General features: G+C 61.9%; 14 protein-coding genes. 13 read left to right on the forward strand and 1 reads right to left on the reverse strand.

Features of this window, described 5'->3' with window-relative positions:
- Position 1 precedes the first annotated feature (1 nt).
- The 13 genes from fdx to AB7M32_RS09450 all read left to right on the forward strand — a co-directional run bounded on the left by fdx (position 2) and on the right by AB7M32_RS09450 (position 12,131).
- A complete protein-coding gene (gene fdx / locus AB7M32_RS09390; RefSeq protein WP_042727996.1) occupies positions 2 to 343 on the forward strand; it encodes an ISC system 2Fe-2S type ferredoxin in 342 nt (113 codons plus the stop codon).
- Between the two features lie 13 nt (positions 344 to 356).
- Positions 357 to 557, forward strand: coding sequence for a Fe-S cluster assembly protein IscX (iscX, locus tag AB7M32_RS09395; RefSeq protein WP_072408088.1), 201 nt, complete (start codon positions 357 to 359; stop codon positions 555 to 557).
- An 87-nt stretch (positions 558 to 644) separates the two neighbouring features.
- The gene (ndk, locus tag AB7M32_RS09400; protein WP_042727994.1) at positions 645 to 1,070 is read left to right on the forward strand and encodes a nucleoside-diphosphate kinase; all 426 of its coding nucleotides are present in this window, start codon (positions 645 to 647) and stop codon (positions 1,068 to 1,070) included.
- 28 nt (positions 1,071 to 1,098) lie between these two features.
- The gene (gene rlmN, locus AB7M32_RS09405; RefSeq protein WP_053118626.1) at positions 1,099 to 2,247 is read left to right on the forward strand and encodes a 23S rRNA (adenine(2503)-C(2))-methyltransferase RlmN; all 1,149 of its coding nucleotides are present in this window, start codon (positions 1,099 to 1,101) and stop codon (positions 2,245 to 2,247) included.
- Positions 2,248 to 2,259: 12 nt separating this feature from the next.
- Positions 2,260 to 3,018, forward strand: a complete 759-nt coding sequence (gene pilW, locus AB7M32_RS09410) for a type IV pilus biogenesis/stability protein PilW (RefSeq protein ID WP_072408090.1) — start codon at positions 2,260 to 2,262, stop codon at positions 3,016 to 3,018.
- A complete protein-coding gene (locus AB7M32_RS09415) occupies positions 3,018 to 4,040 on the forward strand; it encodes a RodZ domain-containing protein (protein ID WP_454249741.1) in 1,023 nt (340 codons plus the stop codon). Before pilW ends, AB7M32_RS09415 begins: the two co-directional genes overlap by 1 nt.
- Positions 4,041 to 4,043: 3 nt before the next feature.
- Positions 4,044 to 5,153 carry a flavodoxin-dependent (E)-4-hydroxy-3-methylbut-2-enyl-diphosphate synthase gene (ispG, locus tag AB7M32_RS09420; RefSeq protein ID WP_003185136.1) on the forward strand — a complete coding sequence of 370 codons (1,110 nt, stop codon included), beginning with the start codon at positions 4,044 to 4,046 and terminating at the stop codon, positions 5,151 to 5,153.
- A 22-nt stretch (positions 5,154 to 5,175) separates the two neighbouring features.
- Positions 5,176 to 6,465, forward strand: a complete 1,290-nt coding sequence (gene hisS, locus AB7M32_RS09425) for a histidine--tRNA ligase (protein WP_025212010.1) — start codon at positions 5,176 to 5,178, stop codon at positions 6,463 to 6,465.
- A 40-nt stretch (positions 6,466 to 6,505) separates the two neighbouring features.
- The gene (locus AB7M32_RS09430) at positions 6,506 to 7,147 is read left to right on the forward strand and encodes a YfgM family protein (RefSeq protein ID WP_025212011.1); all 642 of its coding nucleotides are present in this window, start codon (positions 6,506 to 6,508) and stop codon (positions 7,145 to 7,147) included.
- Positions 7,140 to 8,291 (forward strand): outer membrane protein assembly factor BamB, encoded by a 1,152-nt coding sequence (bamB, locus tag AB7M32_RS09435; protein ID WP_454249742.1) that lies wholly within the window; start codon positions 7,140 to 7,142, stop codon positions 8,289 to 8,291. The genes AB7M32_RS09430 and bamB overlap by 8 nt, the downstream gene beginning before the upstream one ends.
- A 201-nt stretch (positions 8,292 to 8,492) precedes the next feature.
- A complete protein-coding gene (der, locus tag AB7M32_RS09440; protein ID WP_072408094.1) occupies positions 8,493 to 9,965 on the forward strand; it encodes a ribosome biogenesis GTPase Der in 1,473 nt (490 codons plus the stop codon).
- Positions 9,966 to 10,200: 235 nt separating this feature from the next.
- Positions 10,201 to 11,349, forward strand: a complete 1,149-nt coding sequence (locus AB7M32_RS09445) for a pyridoxal phosphate-dependent aminotransferase (protein WP_454249743.1) — start codon at positions 10,201 to 10,203, stop codon at positions 11,347 to 11,349.
- The gene (locus AB7M32_RS09450; RefSeq protein ID WP_454249744.1) at positions 11,337 to 12,131 is read left to right on the forward strand and encodes an amidohydrolase; all 795 of its coding nucleotides are present in this window, start codon (positions 11,337 to 11,339) and stop codon (positions 12,129 to 12,131) included. The genes AB7M32_RS09445 and AB7M32_RS09450 overlap by 13 nt, the downstream gene beginning before the upstream one ends.
- Before the next feature lie 276 nt (positions 12,132 to 12,407).
- Here the strand turns inward: AB7M32_RS09450 and leuA are convergent, their stop codons facing one another.
- Entirely contained in the window at positions 12,408 to 14,087 is a 1,680-nt protein-coding gene (gene leuA / locus AB7M32_RS09455; RefSeq protein WP_158455836.1) for a 2-isopropylmalate synthase, read from the reverse strand.
- Positions 14,088 to 14,264 lie beyond the last annotated feature (177 nt).

Here is a 14,264-nt window from a genome sequence, read left to right on the forward strand (position 1 = left end):
GATGCCGCAGATCATTTTTCTGCCACACGCCGAGCATTGCCCGGACGGTATGGTGGTAGAGGCCGAAACCGGCAAGTCCCTGCTTGAAGTGGCCCATGACAACCACATCGAGATCGAGAGCGCCTGCGGTGGCGTTTGTGCCTGCACCACGTGCCATTGCATCATCCGCGAGGGTTTCGACTCGCTGAATGAAGCCGATGAGCTGGAAGAGGACTATCTTGATCGGGCCTGGGGCCTGGAGCCGACGTCGCGCCTGACCTGTCAGGCCAAGGTCGGCACCGAAGACCTGGTGGTCGAAATCCCGAAATATTCGCTTAACCATGCGGCCGAAGCGCCGCACTGATGGTGACACTGTCATGAGCTATGGTTGGAATGACGTACAACGCATCGCGGAAGAGTTGGCCGAGGCCCACGAAGGGCTCGATCCGTACTCTGTAGGTTTCGTCCGTCTGCAGCAGATGATCCTGGATCTGCCTGACTTCGATGCCACCTCTGGCCGAGTCGGCGAGAAGGTGTTGGAAGCGGTTCAGGAACTCTGGGCCAAAGAATTGGACTGATCGCCTCGCAGGTTAGGCAATACCCAAGAACCCGCGTATAATTCGCGGGTTTAATTTTTCGTAAATTACCGTTTCTGGAGTTACACCATGGCTGTTCAACGTACTTTCTCCATCATCAAGCCTGACGCCGTTGCTAAAAACGTGATCGGCAAGATCGTTACCCGTTTTGAAGACGCTGGCCTGCGCGTTGTAGCTTCGAAAATGAAGCAACTGTCCAAAGCCGAAGCCGAAGGCTTCTACGCTGAGCACAGCGAGCGCGGTTTCTTCGGTGAACTGGTTGCCTTCATGACTTCCGGTCCGGTTGTCGTTCAGGTGCTGGAAGGCGAAAACGCCATCGCTCGCAACCGTGAGCTGATGGGCGCTACCAACCCTAAAGAAGCCGCTGCCGGCACCATCCGTGCTGACTTCGCCGAGTCCATCGACGCCAACGCCGTCCACGGTTCGGACTCCGAAGCCGCTGCCGCTCGCGAAATCGCTTACTTTTTCTCCGCTACTGAAGTAACCACTCGCTAAGCCCAGGCTTTTGAGTGAAGGTGAATCCATGACTACATCGAACGGCAAAACCAACCTGTTGGGCCTGACCCAGCCGGAAATGGAGAAATTCTTCGACTCGATCGGGGAGAAGCGTTTCCGTGCCGGCCAGGTGATGAAATGGATTCACCACTTTGGCGTCGACGACTTCGACGCCATGACGAATGTCGGCAAGGCCCTGCGTGAAAAGCTCAAGGCTGTTGCCGAGATTCGCGGCCCCGAAGTGGTCAGCCAGGACATTTCCAGCGACGGCACCCGCAAGTGGGTGGTGCGCGTGGCGTCCGGCAGCTGCGTCGAGACCGTCTACATTCCCCAGGGCAAGCGCGGCACCTTGTGCGTTTCGTCCCAGGCAGGCTGTGCCCTGGATTGCAGTTTCTGCTCCACCGGCAAGCAAGGCTTCAATAGCAACCTCACCGCCGCCGAAGTGATCGGCCAGGTGTGGATTGCCAACAAATCCTTTGGCAGCGTCCCGGCGACCGTCGACCGTGCCATCACCAACGTGGTGATGATGGGCATGGGTGAGCCGCTGCTGAACTTCGACAATGTCGTTTCCGCCATGCACCTGATGATGGACGACCTGGGCTACGGCATCTCCAAGCGCCGCGTGACCTTGTCCACCTCCGGCGTGGTGCCGATGATCGATGAGCTGGCCAAGCACATCGACGTCTCCCTGGCGTTGTCGCTGCACGCACCCAATGACGCATTGCGTAACCAATTGGTGCCGATCAACAAGAAGTATCCGCTTAAGATGCTGCTCGAGTCGTGCCAGCGCTACATGTCGTCCCTGGGCGAAAAACGCGTGCTGACCATCGAGTACACGCTGCTCAAGGATGTGAACGACAAGGTCGAGCACGCGGTCGAGATGATCGAGTTGCTCAAGAACATCCCGTGCAAGATCAACCTGATCCCGTTCAACCCGTTCCCGCATTCCGGTTACGAGCGTCCGAGCAACAACGCGATTCGTCGCTTCCAGGATCAGCTTCACCACGCTGGCTTCAACGTCACCGTGCGCACCACTCGCGGCGAAGACATCGACGCCGCCTGTGGCCAATTGGTAGGACAGGTGCTGGATCGCACCCGTCGCAGCGAACGCTACATTGCCGTGCGTGAGTTGAACGCCGCGGACGATGCGGTGCAAAACGCTGCGAACAGTCACTAAGAGAGGAACTCTATGTCCCTGCGCTTCGCGCTCGTTTTGCTGTTGGCCGGCCTGTGTTCCGGTTGTGTCCTGTCGGGTGACTACAACCCGATGAAGACCAGCAAAGGGCGTGACGAGGCACGTGTGGCCTATGTGCAACTGGGCATCGGCTACCTGCAGCAGGGCATGACCGAACGGGCCAAGGTGCCGCTCAAGAAGGCCCTGGAGCTGGACGATTCCGACCCGGATGCCAACGCGGCCCTGGCCCTGGTGTTCCAGGCCGAGATGGAGTCGGAACTGGCCGACCAGCATTTTCGCAAGGCGCTGTCCGGCCGGCCCCAGGATGCACGGATCCTGAACAACTACGGCAGCTTTCTTTTCGAGCAGAAACGCTACAAGGAAGCCTACGAGCGCTTCGAGCAGGCTGCCGCCGATACCCTTTACCCCGAGCGTTCGCGGGTTTTCGAGAACCTCGGCATGACGGCCGCGCAGTTGGGCCAGCGCGACCTGGCCCGCCAGCAACTCGAAAAGGCGCTGCGGCTCAACCGCCAGCAACCGCGGGCGCTGCTGGAAATGGCTGAGTTGTCTTACGAAGACAGGCATTATGTGCCCGCCCGTGACTACTACGAGCGTTTTAGCCTGCTGAGCGAGCAAAATGCACGTAGTCTATTGCTCGGCGTTCGGCTGGCACATGTGTTTGAAGATCGCGACAAAGCTGCGAGTTACGGCTTGCAACTCAAAAGACTCTATCCCGGTACGCCGGAATATCAGCAATACCTGTCGGAGCAATGATGAAAGCGGCGCATCCCGAAGTTGTAGCAGCGACTCGCGTAAATCCCGGTGAGACCCTGCGTCAAGCCCGCGAAAGCAATGGTTGGTCGCTGGCCGAAGTGGCCCTCAAGCTCAATCTTACCGTGGCTTCCCTGGGCAATCTGGAAGCGGGCGCGTTCGACAAGCTGCCCGGGCACACCTTCGCCCGGGGCTACATCCGCGCCTATGCCAAGTTGCTCGGCATGGACCAGACCGTGCTGGTCCAGCAATTCGATCAATACACCGGTTCCGATGCCCAGGGCAGCAACGTGCACAGCCTGGGGCGCATCGAGGAACCGGTTCGCGTTTCCCACACCATTTTGCGAATCGTCAGCCTGTTGCTGCTGATCGCGGTGATCGGTGGCGGTTTTGTCTGGTGGCAGGACCAGGCGTCCTTGCGCAACAAGGAGCCCGTCGCCATGAACCCCGAGCACGTCGAGGTCGAGGGCGCTGACGGCACCACCCAGATCCATCCGCTGGACGAGCCGGAAGACCAGGCTGTCGTCGAAGGCCAGGCCGAAGGCGAAACCACCCTGGCGTTGCCACAAAGCCAGGACGACGCCGATGCCCAGGCGGGTGCCGAGCCGGCTGTTCCAGCTCCGGCACCGGCTGCCCCGAACACCGGCAGCGCACCGATTGCCACGGCACCGGCCGCGCCGAGTACGCCAGCACCGACCGCGGCTGCGCCTGCGACCCACGCCGCGCCGACCGCTCCAGTCGCCCCGGCAGCTCCGACGGCCCCGACCCCAGCGCCAGTCGCGGGTGAAGGCCAGGTGCAGATTCAGTTTGTCGCCGACTGCTGGACGCAGATCACCGACGGCAACGGCAAGGTGCTGTTCAGCGGCCTCAAGCGCAAGGGCGACAGCACCGCCGTCAACGGCAAGCCGCCGTTTGCCGTGCGCCTGGGGTATGCCCGTGGCGCGCAGGTCAGCTACAACGGCCAGCCGGTCGACATCGCTCCGTTCACCAGTGGCGAGACCGCTCGCCTGAAGTTGGGTCAATAAGTCATGCACGGCGAATCTCCAATCAAACGTCGCGAATCCCGAAAGATCTGGGTCGGTAACGTGCCCGTGGGCGGCGATGCGCCTATCGCTGTGCAGAGCATGACCAACAGCGACACCAATGACGTGGCCGCCACGGTCGCGCAGATCAACCGCCTGGAAGCCGCCGGTGTCGACATCGTGCGGGTTTCCGTGCCGGACATGGACGCCGCCGAGGCGTTCGGCAAGATCAAGCAACTGGTCAAGGTCCCCTTGGTCGCCGACATTCACTTCGACTACCGCATCGCCCTGCGCGTGGCCGAACTGGGCGTCGATTGCCTGCGCATCAACCCGGGCAACATCGGTCGCGAAGACCGTGTGCGCGCCGTGGTGGACGCCGCCCGCGACCGGGGCATCCCGATCCGCATCGGCGTCAATGCCGGTTCCCTGGAAAAAGACCTGCAAAAGAAATACGGCGAACCGACCCCGGCGGCGCTGGTGGAGTCCGCCCTGCGCCACGTCGAGCACCTGGAACGCCTGAATTTCCAGGACTTCAAGGTCAGCGTGAAGGCCTCCGACGTGTTCATGGCCGTCGAAGCCTACCGCTTGCTGGCCAAGGAAATCGTCCAGCCGCTGCACCTGGGCATCACCGAAGCCGGTGGGTTGCGTTCGGGCACGGTGAAATCCGCCGTCGGCCTCGGTATGCTGCTCGCCGAAGGGATTGGCGATACCATCCGCATCTCGTTGGCGGCTGATCCGGTCGAGGAAGTGAAAGTCGGCTACGACATTCTCAAGTCCCTGCACCTGCGTTCCCGTGGCATCAACTTCATCGCCTGCCCGAGCTGCTCGCGGCAGAACTTCGATGTGGTCAAGACCATGAACGAACTGGAAGGGCGCCTCGAAGACCTGCTGGTGCCGCTGGATGTCGCGGTGATCGGTTGCGTGGTCAACGGGCCGGGCGAAGCCAAGGAGGCCCATATCGGCCTGACTGGCGGTACCCCGAACCTGATTTACATCGACGGCAAGCCGTCGCAGAAACTGACGAATGACAATCTGGTGGATGAGCTGGAACGGCTGATTCGCCAGAAAGCGGCCGAAAAGGTCGAAGCCGACGCAGCGGTCATCGCGCGCGGTTAAGTCGAAAGATTAAGGAATAGACGTGAGCAAGTCTCTGCAAGCCATTCGTGGCATGAACGACATCCTGCCCGAGCAGACGCCCCTGTGGCGTTATTTCGAGGGCACCGTGGCGCGCCTGCTGGATAACTACGGTTACCGGCAGATCCGCATGCCAATCGTCGAGTTCACCGAGCTGTTCAAACGCTCCATCGGTGAAGTGACCGACATCGTCGAAAAAGAGATGTACACCTTCGACGACCGCAACGGCGATTCCCTGACCCTGCGCCCCGAAGGTACAGCGGCTTGCGTGCGTGCGGTGCTCGAACACGGCATCACCGGCGGCGGCCAGGTGCAGAAACTCTGGTACGTCGGCCCGATGTTCCGTCACGAGCGCCCGCAGAAAGGCCGTTATCGCCAGTTCCACCAGATTGGCCTGGAAGTGTTCAACCTCGAGGGCCCGGACATCGACGCCGAGCTGATCGTCATGACCTGGCGCCTGTGGGGCGAACTGGGGCTGCGTGACGCGGTCAAGCTCGAGCTCAACAGCCTGGGCACCAGTGAGTCCCGTGGCCGCTACCGCGAAGCGTTGGTGGAGTTTCTTTCCGCGCACCTGGACAAGCTCGACGAAGACAGCCAGCGCCGTCTGAAGACCAATCCGCTGCGCGTGCTGGACACCAAGAATGCCGACACCCAAGCGGTCTTGGTCGACGCGCCGAAAATGGCCGACTACCTCGACGACGAGTCCCGTGCGCACTTCGAAGGGCTAAAGGCGCGCCTCGACGCTGTCGGCATTCCCTACGTGATCAATCCCAAGTTGGTTCGTGGCCTGGATTACTACAGCAAGACGGTCTTTGAGTGGGTCACCGACAAACTCGGCGCCCAGGGCACCGTCTGTGCCGGCGGCCGCTACGACGGGCTGGTGGAGCAGATGGGCGGCAAGCCGACCCCGGGCGTGGGCTTTGCCATGGGCATCGAGCGCCTGGTGCTGATGTTGGAAGCCTTGGACAAGGTACCCGAAGAACTGTCCCGTCAGGTCGACGTCTACCTGTGCGCCTTTGGCGAGGCCGCCGAACTGGCCGCCTTGTCGTTGAGCGAGCGGATCCGCGACCAGTTGCCCAACCTGCGCTTGCAGATCAACGCCGGCGCCGGCAGCTTCAAGAGCCAATTCAAGAAGGCCGACAAGAGCGGTGCGCTGTATGCACTGATCCTCGGTGACGACGAACTGGCCCAACAAGTGGTAGGTTTCAAACCCCTGCGTGGCCAGGGCGAACAACAAAGCATTGCCTGGGATGCGCTTGCTGCACACCTGGCCACCTGCGTCGTGCAGGGTTGAAGCTGTCAAACAGCCGATTTAGCGATTAAGGAGTATTGGGGTGTCGAGTACCGAAGATGAACAGCTGGCGGATTTGAAGGACTGGTGGACGCGCAACGGCAAGCCGCTGGTCACTGGCGGCCTGTTGGCGCTGGTCATCGTGTTCGGCTGGCAGGCCTACCAGAAATACCAGAGCAACCAGTCGCAAGGCGCCTCGGTGCTCTACCAGCAATTGCTGGAAACCACCCTGACCCCGGACGGCAAGCCTGACCCTGCCCGTGTGGCGGACCTGGCCGGCAAGCTGGACAAGGAGTTCGGCGGCACTGCCTACGCGCAGTACGGTCGCCTGTTCGTGGCCAAGGTGGCGGTGGACAGCGGCAAGCTGGACGACGCCGCGACCGAGCTCAAAGGTATCGTCGACAAGCCGGCCAACCCGACCCTGGGCGAAGTGGCGCGTCAGCGCCTGGCGCAGGTGCTGGCGGCACAGAACAAGGCCGAAGACGCCTTGAAGCTGCTCGACGGCGATGCCGACAAGGCGTTCCTGGCGACCCGCGAAGAACTCAAGGGCGACCTGCTGGTACAGCTGGGCCGTGCCGATGAGGCCCATGCGGCCTACCAAAAAGCCAAGGCTGCGCTGTCGGATGAAGCCGCGGTCGGTGGCCTGCAAATCAAGCTGGACGACCTGGCCAAAGGGGATGCGTGACGTGATCCAGTGGAAACATGCAGCATTGCTGGCCCTGGCCATTCTGGCCGCGGGTTGCAGCAGCAACAGCAAGAAAGAACTGCCACCGGCCGAGCTGACCGACTTCAAAGAAGAAGTCGTGCTGCAGAAGCAATGGAGCCGCTCCATCGGCGATGGCCAGGGTGAAACCTACAACATGCTGGTGCCGGCCATCGATGGCGACACCATCTATGCCGGCGACGTCACGGGCGTGGTCATGGCGATGGATCGCAGCAATGGCGACGTCAAATGGGAGAAAGATCTCGAACTGCCTGTTTCCGGCGCCGTTGGCGTGGGTTACGGCCTGGTCATGATCGGCACGCTCAAGGGCGAGATCGTCGCCCTGGACGCGAGCAGCGGTGAAGAGAAATGGCGCGCCCGGGTGACCAGCGAAGTGCTCGCACCACCCGCCACCAACGGCGACGTGGTGGTGGTCCAGACCCAGGATGACCGTCTGATTGGCCTGGATGCCGCCACCGGCAACCAGCGCTGGTTGTACGACAGCACCCCGGCGGTACTGACCCTGCGCGGCACCAGTGCGCCTATCGTCACCGACCGCCTGGCGGTGGCTGGCTTGTCGACCGGTAAAGTGGTGGCCCTGGATGTTTCCAACGGCGTGCCGGTCTGGGAGCAGCGCGTAGCCATCCCGCAAGGTCGTTCGGAGCTGGAGCGTGTGGTCGACATCGACGGCGGCTTGCTGCTGTCCGGCGGTACGTTGTATGTCGCCAGCTACCAGGGCCGCGTGGCGGCACTGGACCTGGAAAGCGGTCGTCCGTTGTGGCAGCGCGATGCGTCCAGTTACGCCGGTGTCGCCCAAGGCTTTGGCAGCGTCTACGTGAGCCTGTCCTCGGGCACCGTCGAAGGCGTTGACGAGCGTTCCACCACCGCCTTGTGGAGCAACGATTCCCTGGCCCGTCGTCAATTGTCGGCCCCGGAAGTGTTCTCCAGCTACGTCGCAGTGGGTGACCTGGAAGGTTACCTGCACCTGCTCAGCCAGGTGGACGGTCGTTTCGTCGGCCGTGAGCGCATCGACAGCGACGGCCTGCGTGCCCGTCCGCTGGTGGTGGGCAACATGATCTATGTGTATGGCAACAGCGGCAAACTGGAAGCCCTGACCATCAAGTAAGACTATGCTTGGGGCTAGATCTCAAGCGGCCCGTCCTTTGTGGGAGCGGGCTTGCTCGCGAATACTGTGTATCAGAAGAAAATTTGTTAACTGACACACCGCTTTCGCGAGCAAGCCCGCTCCTACAGGACTGCCTCCGAGCACCAGCCGCTGCCTCGCAGCGGCTTTTGTATTTTCTGAAATAACGAAGTGGAGAGCCGCATGGTTCCCGTAATCGCCCTGGTGGGCCGACCGAACGTCGGCAAGTCCACCTTGTTCAACCGCCTGACCAGGACTCGCGACGCCATTGTCGGCGACTTGTCCGGTCTGACCCGTGATCGCCAATACGGTGAGGCCAAGTGGCAAGGGCGTACCTATATTCTGGTCGACACCGGCGGCATCTCCGGTGATGAACATGGCATGGACGAAAAAATGGCCGAGCAGTCGCTGCTCGCCATTGAAGAAGCCGATGTGGTGCTGTTCCTGGTAGACGCCAAGGCTGGTTTTACCGCCGCCGACCAGATGATCGCCGAGCATTTGCGCAAGCGTAACAAGCGTTCCTACGTGGTCGCCAACAAGGTCGACAACATCGACCCGGACATGGCCCGCGCCGAGTTCGCACCGTTGGGCATGGGCCAGGCGATCCCGATCGCCGGCGCCCACGGTCGTGGCATCACTCAGATGCTGGAAATCGCCCTGGAGAGTTTCCCCAAGGACGACTCGGAAGAGCCGGAAGAGGGCGAGGAAGAGATTGTTGCCGAGGGTGAGGAAGCCAAGCGCATTCCGGGCCCGAGCGAAAAAGACGGGATCAAGATCGCCATCATCGGCCGTCCCAACGTGGGCAAGTCGACGCTGGTCAACCGCATGCTCGGTGAAGACCGGGTCATCGTCTACGATCAGCCTGGCACCACCCGTGACAGCATCTATATTCCCTTCGAGCGTAACGAAGAGAAGTACACGCTGATCGACACCGCCGGTGTGCGCAAGCGCGGCAAGATCCACGAAGAAGTTGAAAAGTTCTCCGTGGTCAAGACTTTGCAGGCGATCAAAGACGCCAACGTGGTGATCTTCGTGATGGACGCCCGCGAAGGTGTGGTCGATCACGACCTGAACCTGCTGGGCTTCGCCCTGGAAGCCGGGCGTGCGCTGGTCATCGCGATCAACAAGTGGGACGGCATGACGCCGAGCGAGCGGGATTTCGTCAAGGTCGAATTGCAGCGCCGGCTGTTCTTCGTCGACTTCGCCGACATCCACTTCATCTCGGCCCTGCACGGCACGGGCGTGGGCAACCTCTACGCTTCGGTGCAGAACTCGTTCAAGTCGGCGGTCACCCGCTGGCCGACCAACCGCCTGACCCAGATCCTCGAAGATGCGGTAGGCGAGCACGCGCCGCCGATGGTCAACAACCGTCGGATCAAGCTGCGCTACGCCCACTTGGGCGGTGCCAACCCGCCGATTATCGTGATCCACGGTAACCAGATCGAGAAGGTGCCCAAGTCGTACGTCCGTTACCTGGAAAACACCTACCGTCGCGTCCTGAAGCTGGTCGGCACGCCGATCCGCATCGAGTTCAAGGGCGGCGAGAACCCGTACGAAGGCAACAAGAACACGCTCACCGACCGCCAGGTCAACAAGAAGCGCCGCTTGATGTCGCACCACAAGAAGGCCGACAAGAAGCGCCGCGACAAGCGTTGATCGATAGTCAGCGCAGATCCACTGTGGGAGCGAGCTTGCTCGCGATAGCGGCAGTACATCAACAGGGATGCGGGCTGATCCACCGCTATCGCGAGCAAGCTCGCTCCCACAGGGTATGAGTTGTGTCCGTGTGAGAAGGGTGCCCTTTGTGGCACCCTTTTTCATGCCCGGCGATTGGGCTATCCTCGACCTCTCCCGCGCCGCACCAGAGCCGGGTGCAGAGCAGGGACCCTTCATGATCACCAGCAAGTTGCCGAACGTCGGCATCACGATTTTCACCCAGATGTCCCAGCTCGCCGCGCAGACGGGCGCGCTGAACCTGTCCCAGGGTTTTCCCGATTTCGATGGTCCGCAGGCCCTGCGCGATGCGGTTGGCCGGCACATTGCTCAAGGCCATAACCAGTACTCACCGATGACCGGCCTGCCGGCGCTGCGCCAGCAGATCGCGGCGAAGATCGCCCGCAGCTACGGCGTCAACGTCGATGCCGATCAAGAGGTCACCGTGACCCCTGGCGCGACCCAGGCGATTTTCTGTGCCATCGCGGCGGTGGTCCACAGTGGTGACGAAGTGATCGTTTTCGATCCGAGCTATGACAGCTACGAGCCTTCCGTCCTATTGGCCGGTGGGCGCTGCGTGCACGTGCCATTGAGCCTGGATGACTTCGCCATCGACTTCCAGAAGCTCGGCGAAGCCCTGAGCCCGCGCACGCGCATGATCATCCTCAACTCGCCGCACAACCCCAGCGGTGCCCTGATCAGCCGCGCCGAACTCGATCAGTTGGCGACGCTGATTCGCGACCGTGACATCTACCTGGTCAGCGATGAGGTCTACGAACACCTGGTGTTCGACGGCATCGCCCACGCCAGTGTCCTGGCCCATGAAGAACTGTACCGCCGCGCCTTCGTGGTCAGTTCGTTCGGCAAGACCTACCACGTCACCGGCTGGAAAACCGGCTACGTGGTGGCGCCAGCGGCCCTGACGGCAGAGCTGCGCAAGGTGCACCAGTACGTCAGCTTCTGCGGCGTGACGCCGTTGCAGTACGCCCTGGCCGACTACATGGCCGAACATCCGGAACACGTCGACGAACTGCCGGACTTCTACCAGGCCAAGCGCGATCTGTTCTGCGATCTGCTGGCTCCGTCACGGTTCAGCTTCAGGCGCGTGACCGGTACTTATTTCCAGTTGGTGGATTATTCGCGGATTCGCCCGGACCTGAATGACGTCGACATGGCAGTGTGGATGACCCGCGAGCATGGCGTGGCGACGATTCCGATCTCGGTGTTCTACCAGGACCCACCCCAAGGCCAGCGCCTGGTGCGCCTGTGCTTTGCCAAACGCGAGGAGACGCTGCGCGAAGCGGCGGAAAAACTATGCGTGATTTGAGCGCGTTGCCGAACCTCGACATTGCCCTGGTCCAGACCACCCTGGCCTGGCACGACCGCGAGGCCAACCTGGAGCATTTCGAAGCGCTGTTGGAGCAGGCGCGAGGGGCTGACCTGGTCATCCTTCCGGAAATGTTCACCACGGGGTTCTCCATGGAGTCCGAGACCCTGGCGGAGCCGGAGAACGGTCCGACACGCCAGTGGCTCAAGGCCCAGGCCGCGAAGTTGGACGCGGTCATCACTGGCAGTGTGATCATCCAGGATGCTGACGGCAGCCACCGCAACCGCTTGCTGTGGGCGCGGCCGGACGGAGAAGTGTTGCATTACGACAAGCGCCATCTGTTTCGCATGGCCGGCGAGCACAACCACTACACGCCGGGCGAGCGGCAGGTGCTGTTCGAACTCAAGGGCTGGCGGATTCGCCCGTTGATTTGCTACGACCTGCGCTTTCCGGTGTGGAGTCGCGACGCCGAGGACACCGACCTGCTGCTGTACACCGCCAACTGGCCCGGAGCGCGGCGTCTGCACTGGAATCGACTGCTGCCGGCCCGGGCGATCGAGAACCTGTGCTACGTGGCGGCGGTGAACCGCGTCGGCACCGACGGCAAGGGCTTCGCCTACACCGGTGACAGCCAGGTGCTGGATTTCCAGGGTGAAACCTTGCTCAGCGCCGGTGACGCGGATGGTGTGTTCACGGTGTGTTTGCAGGCGGCGGACCTGGCGGCGTATCGCACACGGTTTCCGGCGAACCTGGATGCCGATCGCTTCGAATTCACGAATTGAAACGACTCAGCCTTAAAGAACGGTGTTGCGTGCTGATAACCGGTCAGCCAAGGAGAAGTTCTATGACCCGACTTGTATTGCCTGACAGGCCGCCATCGCGAGCAAGCTCGCTCCCACAGGGGGCTGAGGTGGGCACAGGATTTCGGCTCCACTGAAGATCCAGTGTGGAAGCGAGCTTGCTCGCGATGAGGCCAGTACAGTCAGCACCCAACCATCAGCCAAACAAAAGGCCCCAGGGTTCACACCCTGGGGCCTTTTTGCATTTCAGCCCAGGAATCAGGCCGCCTTGGCTTCCGGTTGGCTCAGCGAGCGGTTCAGTGCACTGAACAGCGCCTTGAAGCTCGCCGTGGTGATGTTCTCATCGATACCCACGCCATGCACCGCACGCTCGCCGTTGACGCGCAGTTCGATGTAGGCCGCCGCCTTGGCATTGGTGCCAGCGCCGATGGCGTGTTCGTTGTAGTCCATGATCTCCACCGGAATCGGCAGGCCGGCCACCAGCGCTTCCAGGGCGCCGTTGCCCTTGCCGCGCCAGTGCAGGTTGGTCTCGCCCTGGCCCTTGCTTGCCACTTCCACTTCTACGGCACTGTTGCCGTTCTCTTCCTGCAGGCGATGGCTGACCAGCGCGTACGGGGTGTTGGCTTGCAGGTATTCACGCTGCAACAGGCCGTGGATCTGCTGGGCGGTCATTTCCAGGCCCAGGCGATCGGTTTCGCGCTGTACCACCTGGCTGAACTCGATCTGCATGCGGCGCGGCAGGCTGATGCCGTATTCCTGTTCCAGCAGGTAAGCGATACCGCCTTTGCCCGACTGGCTGTTGACGCGAATCACCGCCTCGTAGCTGCGACCGATGTCGGCCGGGTCGATCGGCAGGTACGGCACTTCCCACAGGGTGTCCGGTTTCTGCTGGGCGAAGCCCTTGCGGATGGCGTCCTGGTGCGAGCCGGAGAACGCGGTGTGGACCAGGTCGCCGACGTACGGATGACGCGGGTGCACCGGGATCTGGTTGCACTCCTCGACCACTTTGCGCACGCCGTCGATGTCGGAGAAGTCCAGTTCCGGGTCGATGCCCTGGGTGTAGAGGTTCAGCGCCACGGTCACCAGGTCGACGTTACCGGTGCGTTCGCCGTTGCCGAACAGGCAGCCTTCGACACGGTCGGCACCGGCCATCAGGCCCAGCTCGGTAGCGGCCACGCCGGTGCCACGGTCGTTGTGGGTGTGCAGGCTGATGAGCACGCTGTCACGCCGGGTGATGTTGCGGTGGAACCACTCGATCTGGTCGGCGTAGATGTTCGGGGTGGCGACTTCCACGGTGGCGGGCAGGTTGAGGATCACCTTGCGCTCGGGCGTCGGGTTCCAGACTTCGATCACCGCGTCGCAGACTTCCTTGGCGAACTCCAGCTCAGTGGCGCTGAAGGTTTCTGGCGAGTATTCGAACTGCCATTGGGTTTCCGGCTGCTGCGCGGCGTATTTGACGAACAGCTTGGCCGCGTTCACCGCGATTTCCTTCACGCCTTCCTTGTCCTGGTTGAACACGATGCGGCGGAACGACGGGCAGGTGGCGTTGTACAGGTGGACGATGGCTTTTTTCGCGCCGCGCAGGGATTCGAACGTACGGGCGATCAAGTCTTCACGGGCCTGGGTCAGCACCTGGATGGTGGTGTCGTCCGGGATGTGGCCTTCTTCGATGAGGGTACGCACGAAGTCGAAGTCGGTCTGGGAAGCGGCCGGGAACGATGCCTCGATTTCCTTCACGCCCACCGCGACCAGGGTTTTCCAGAAGCGCAGCTTCTTGACCGCGTCCATCGGCTCGATCAGCGACTGGTTGCCGTCGCGCAGGTCGGAGCTGCACCAGATCGGCGCGGCGGTGATGGTCTTCGACGGCCAGGTGCGATCCGGCAGGTTGATGGTCGGGAAGGCACGGTATTTGGAAGACGGGTCTTTGAGCATGCTCATGGGGAAATCCTTATTGTCGTGGCCGGAAAAAGGCGGCCTGCCGGTGGTTCGAATGGGGTGGCTTCACAGCCGGGACGAGGTGCTGCGATTCACCCCGGCAGTCGTGCGCTGACGAGGCACAGGCTGCGGTGCTGGCGAAGCTGGATGAGGGTGTGAGAGGTTTTCATGCCTCAACCC

It is taken from the genome of Pseudomonas sp. R151218B TE3479, assembly GCF_053629195.1.

Bases quoted from the DNA above. Each gene is read 5' to 3' on its own strand.
- leuA (WP_158455836.1), bottom strand. From the start codon at position 14,087: ATGAGCATGCTCAAAGACCCGTCTTCCAAATACCGTGCCTTCCCGACC.
- ndk (WP_042727994.1), top strand. From the start codon at position 645: ATGGCTGTTCAACGTACTTTCTCCATCATCAAGCCTGACGCCGTTGCT.
- der (WP_072408094.1), top strand. From the start codon at position 8,493: ATGGTTCCCGTAATCGCCCTGGTGGGCCGACCGAACGTCGGCAAGTCC.
- ispG (WP_003185136.1), top strand. From the start codon at position 4,044: ATGCACGGCGAATCTCCAATCAAACGTCGCGAATCCCGAAAGATCTGG.
- iscX (WP_072408088.1), top strand. From the start codon at position 357: ATGAGCTATGGTTGGAATGACGTACAACGCATCGCGGAAGAGTTGGCC.
- bamB (WP_454249742.1), top strand. From the start codon at position 7,140: ATGCGTGACGTGATCCAGTGGAAACATGCAGCATTGCTGGCCCTGGCC.
- AB7M32_RS09415 (WP_454249741.1), top strand. From the start codon at position 3,018: ATGAAAGCGGCGCATCCCGAAGTTGTAGCAGCGACTCGCGTAAATCCC.
- AB7M32_RS09450 (WP_454249744.1), top strand. From the start codon at position 11,337: ATGCGTGATTTGAGCGCGTTGCCGAACCTCGACATTGCCCTGGTCCAG.
- pilW (WP_072408090.1), top strand. From the start codon at position 2,260: ATGTCCCTGCGCTTCGCGCTCGTTTTGCTGTTGGCCGGCCTGTGTTCC.
- fdx (WP_042727996.1), top strand. From the start codon at position 2: ATGCCGCAGATCATTTTTCTGCCACACGCCGAGCATTGCCCGGACGGT.
- AB7M32_RS09445 (WP_454249743.1), top strand. From the start codon at position 10,201: ATGATCACCAGCAAGTTGCCGAACGTCGGCATCACGATTTTCACCCAG.
- rlmN (WP_053118626.1), top strand. From the start codon at position 1,099: ATGACTACATCGAACGGCAAAACCAACCTGTTGGGCCTGACCCAGCCG.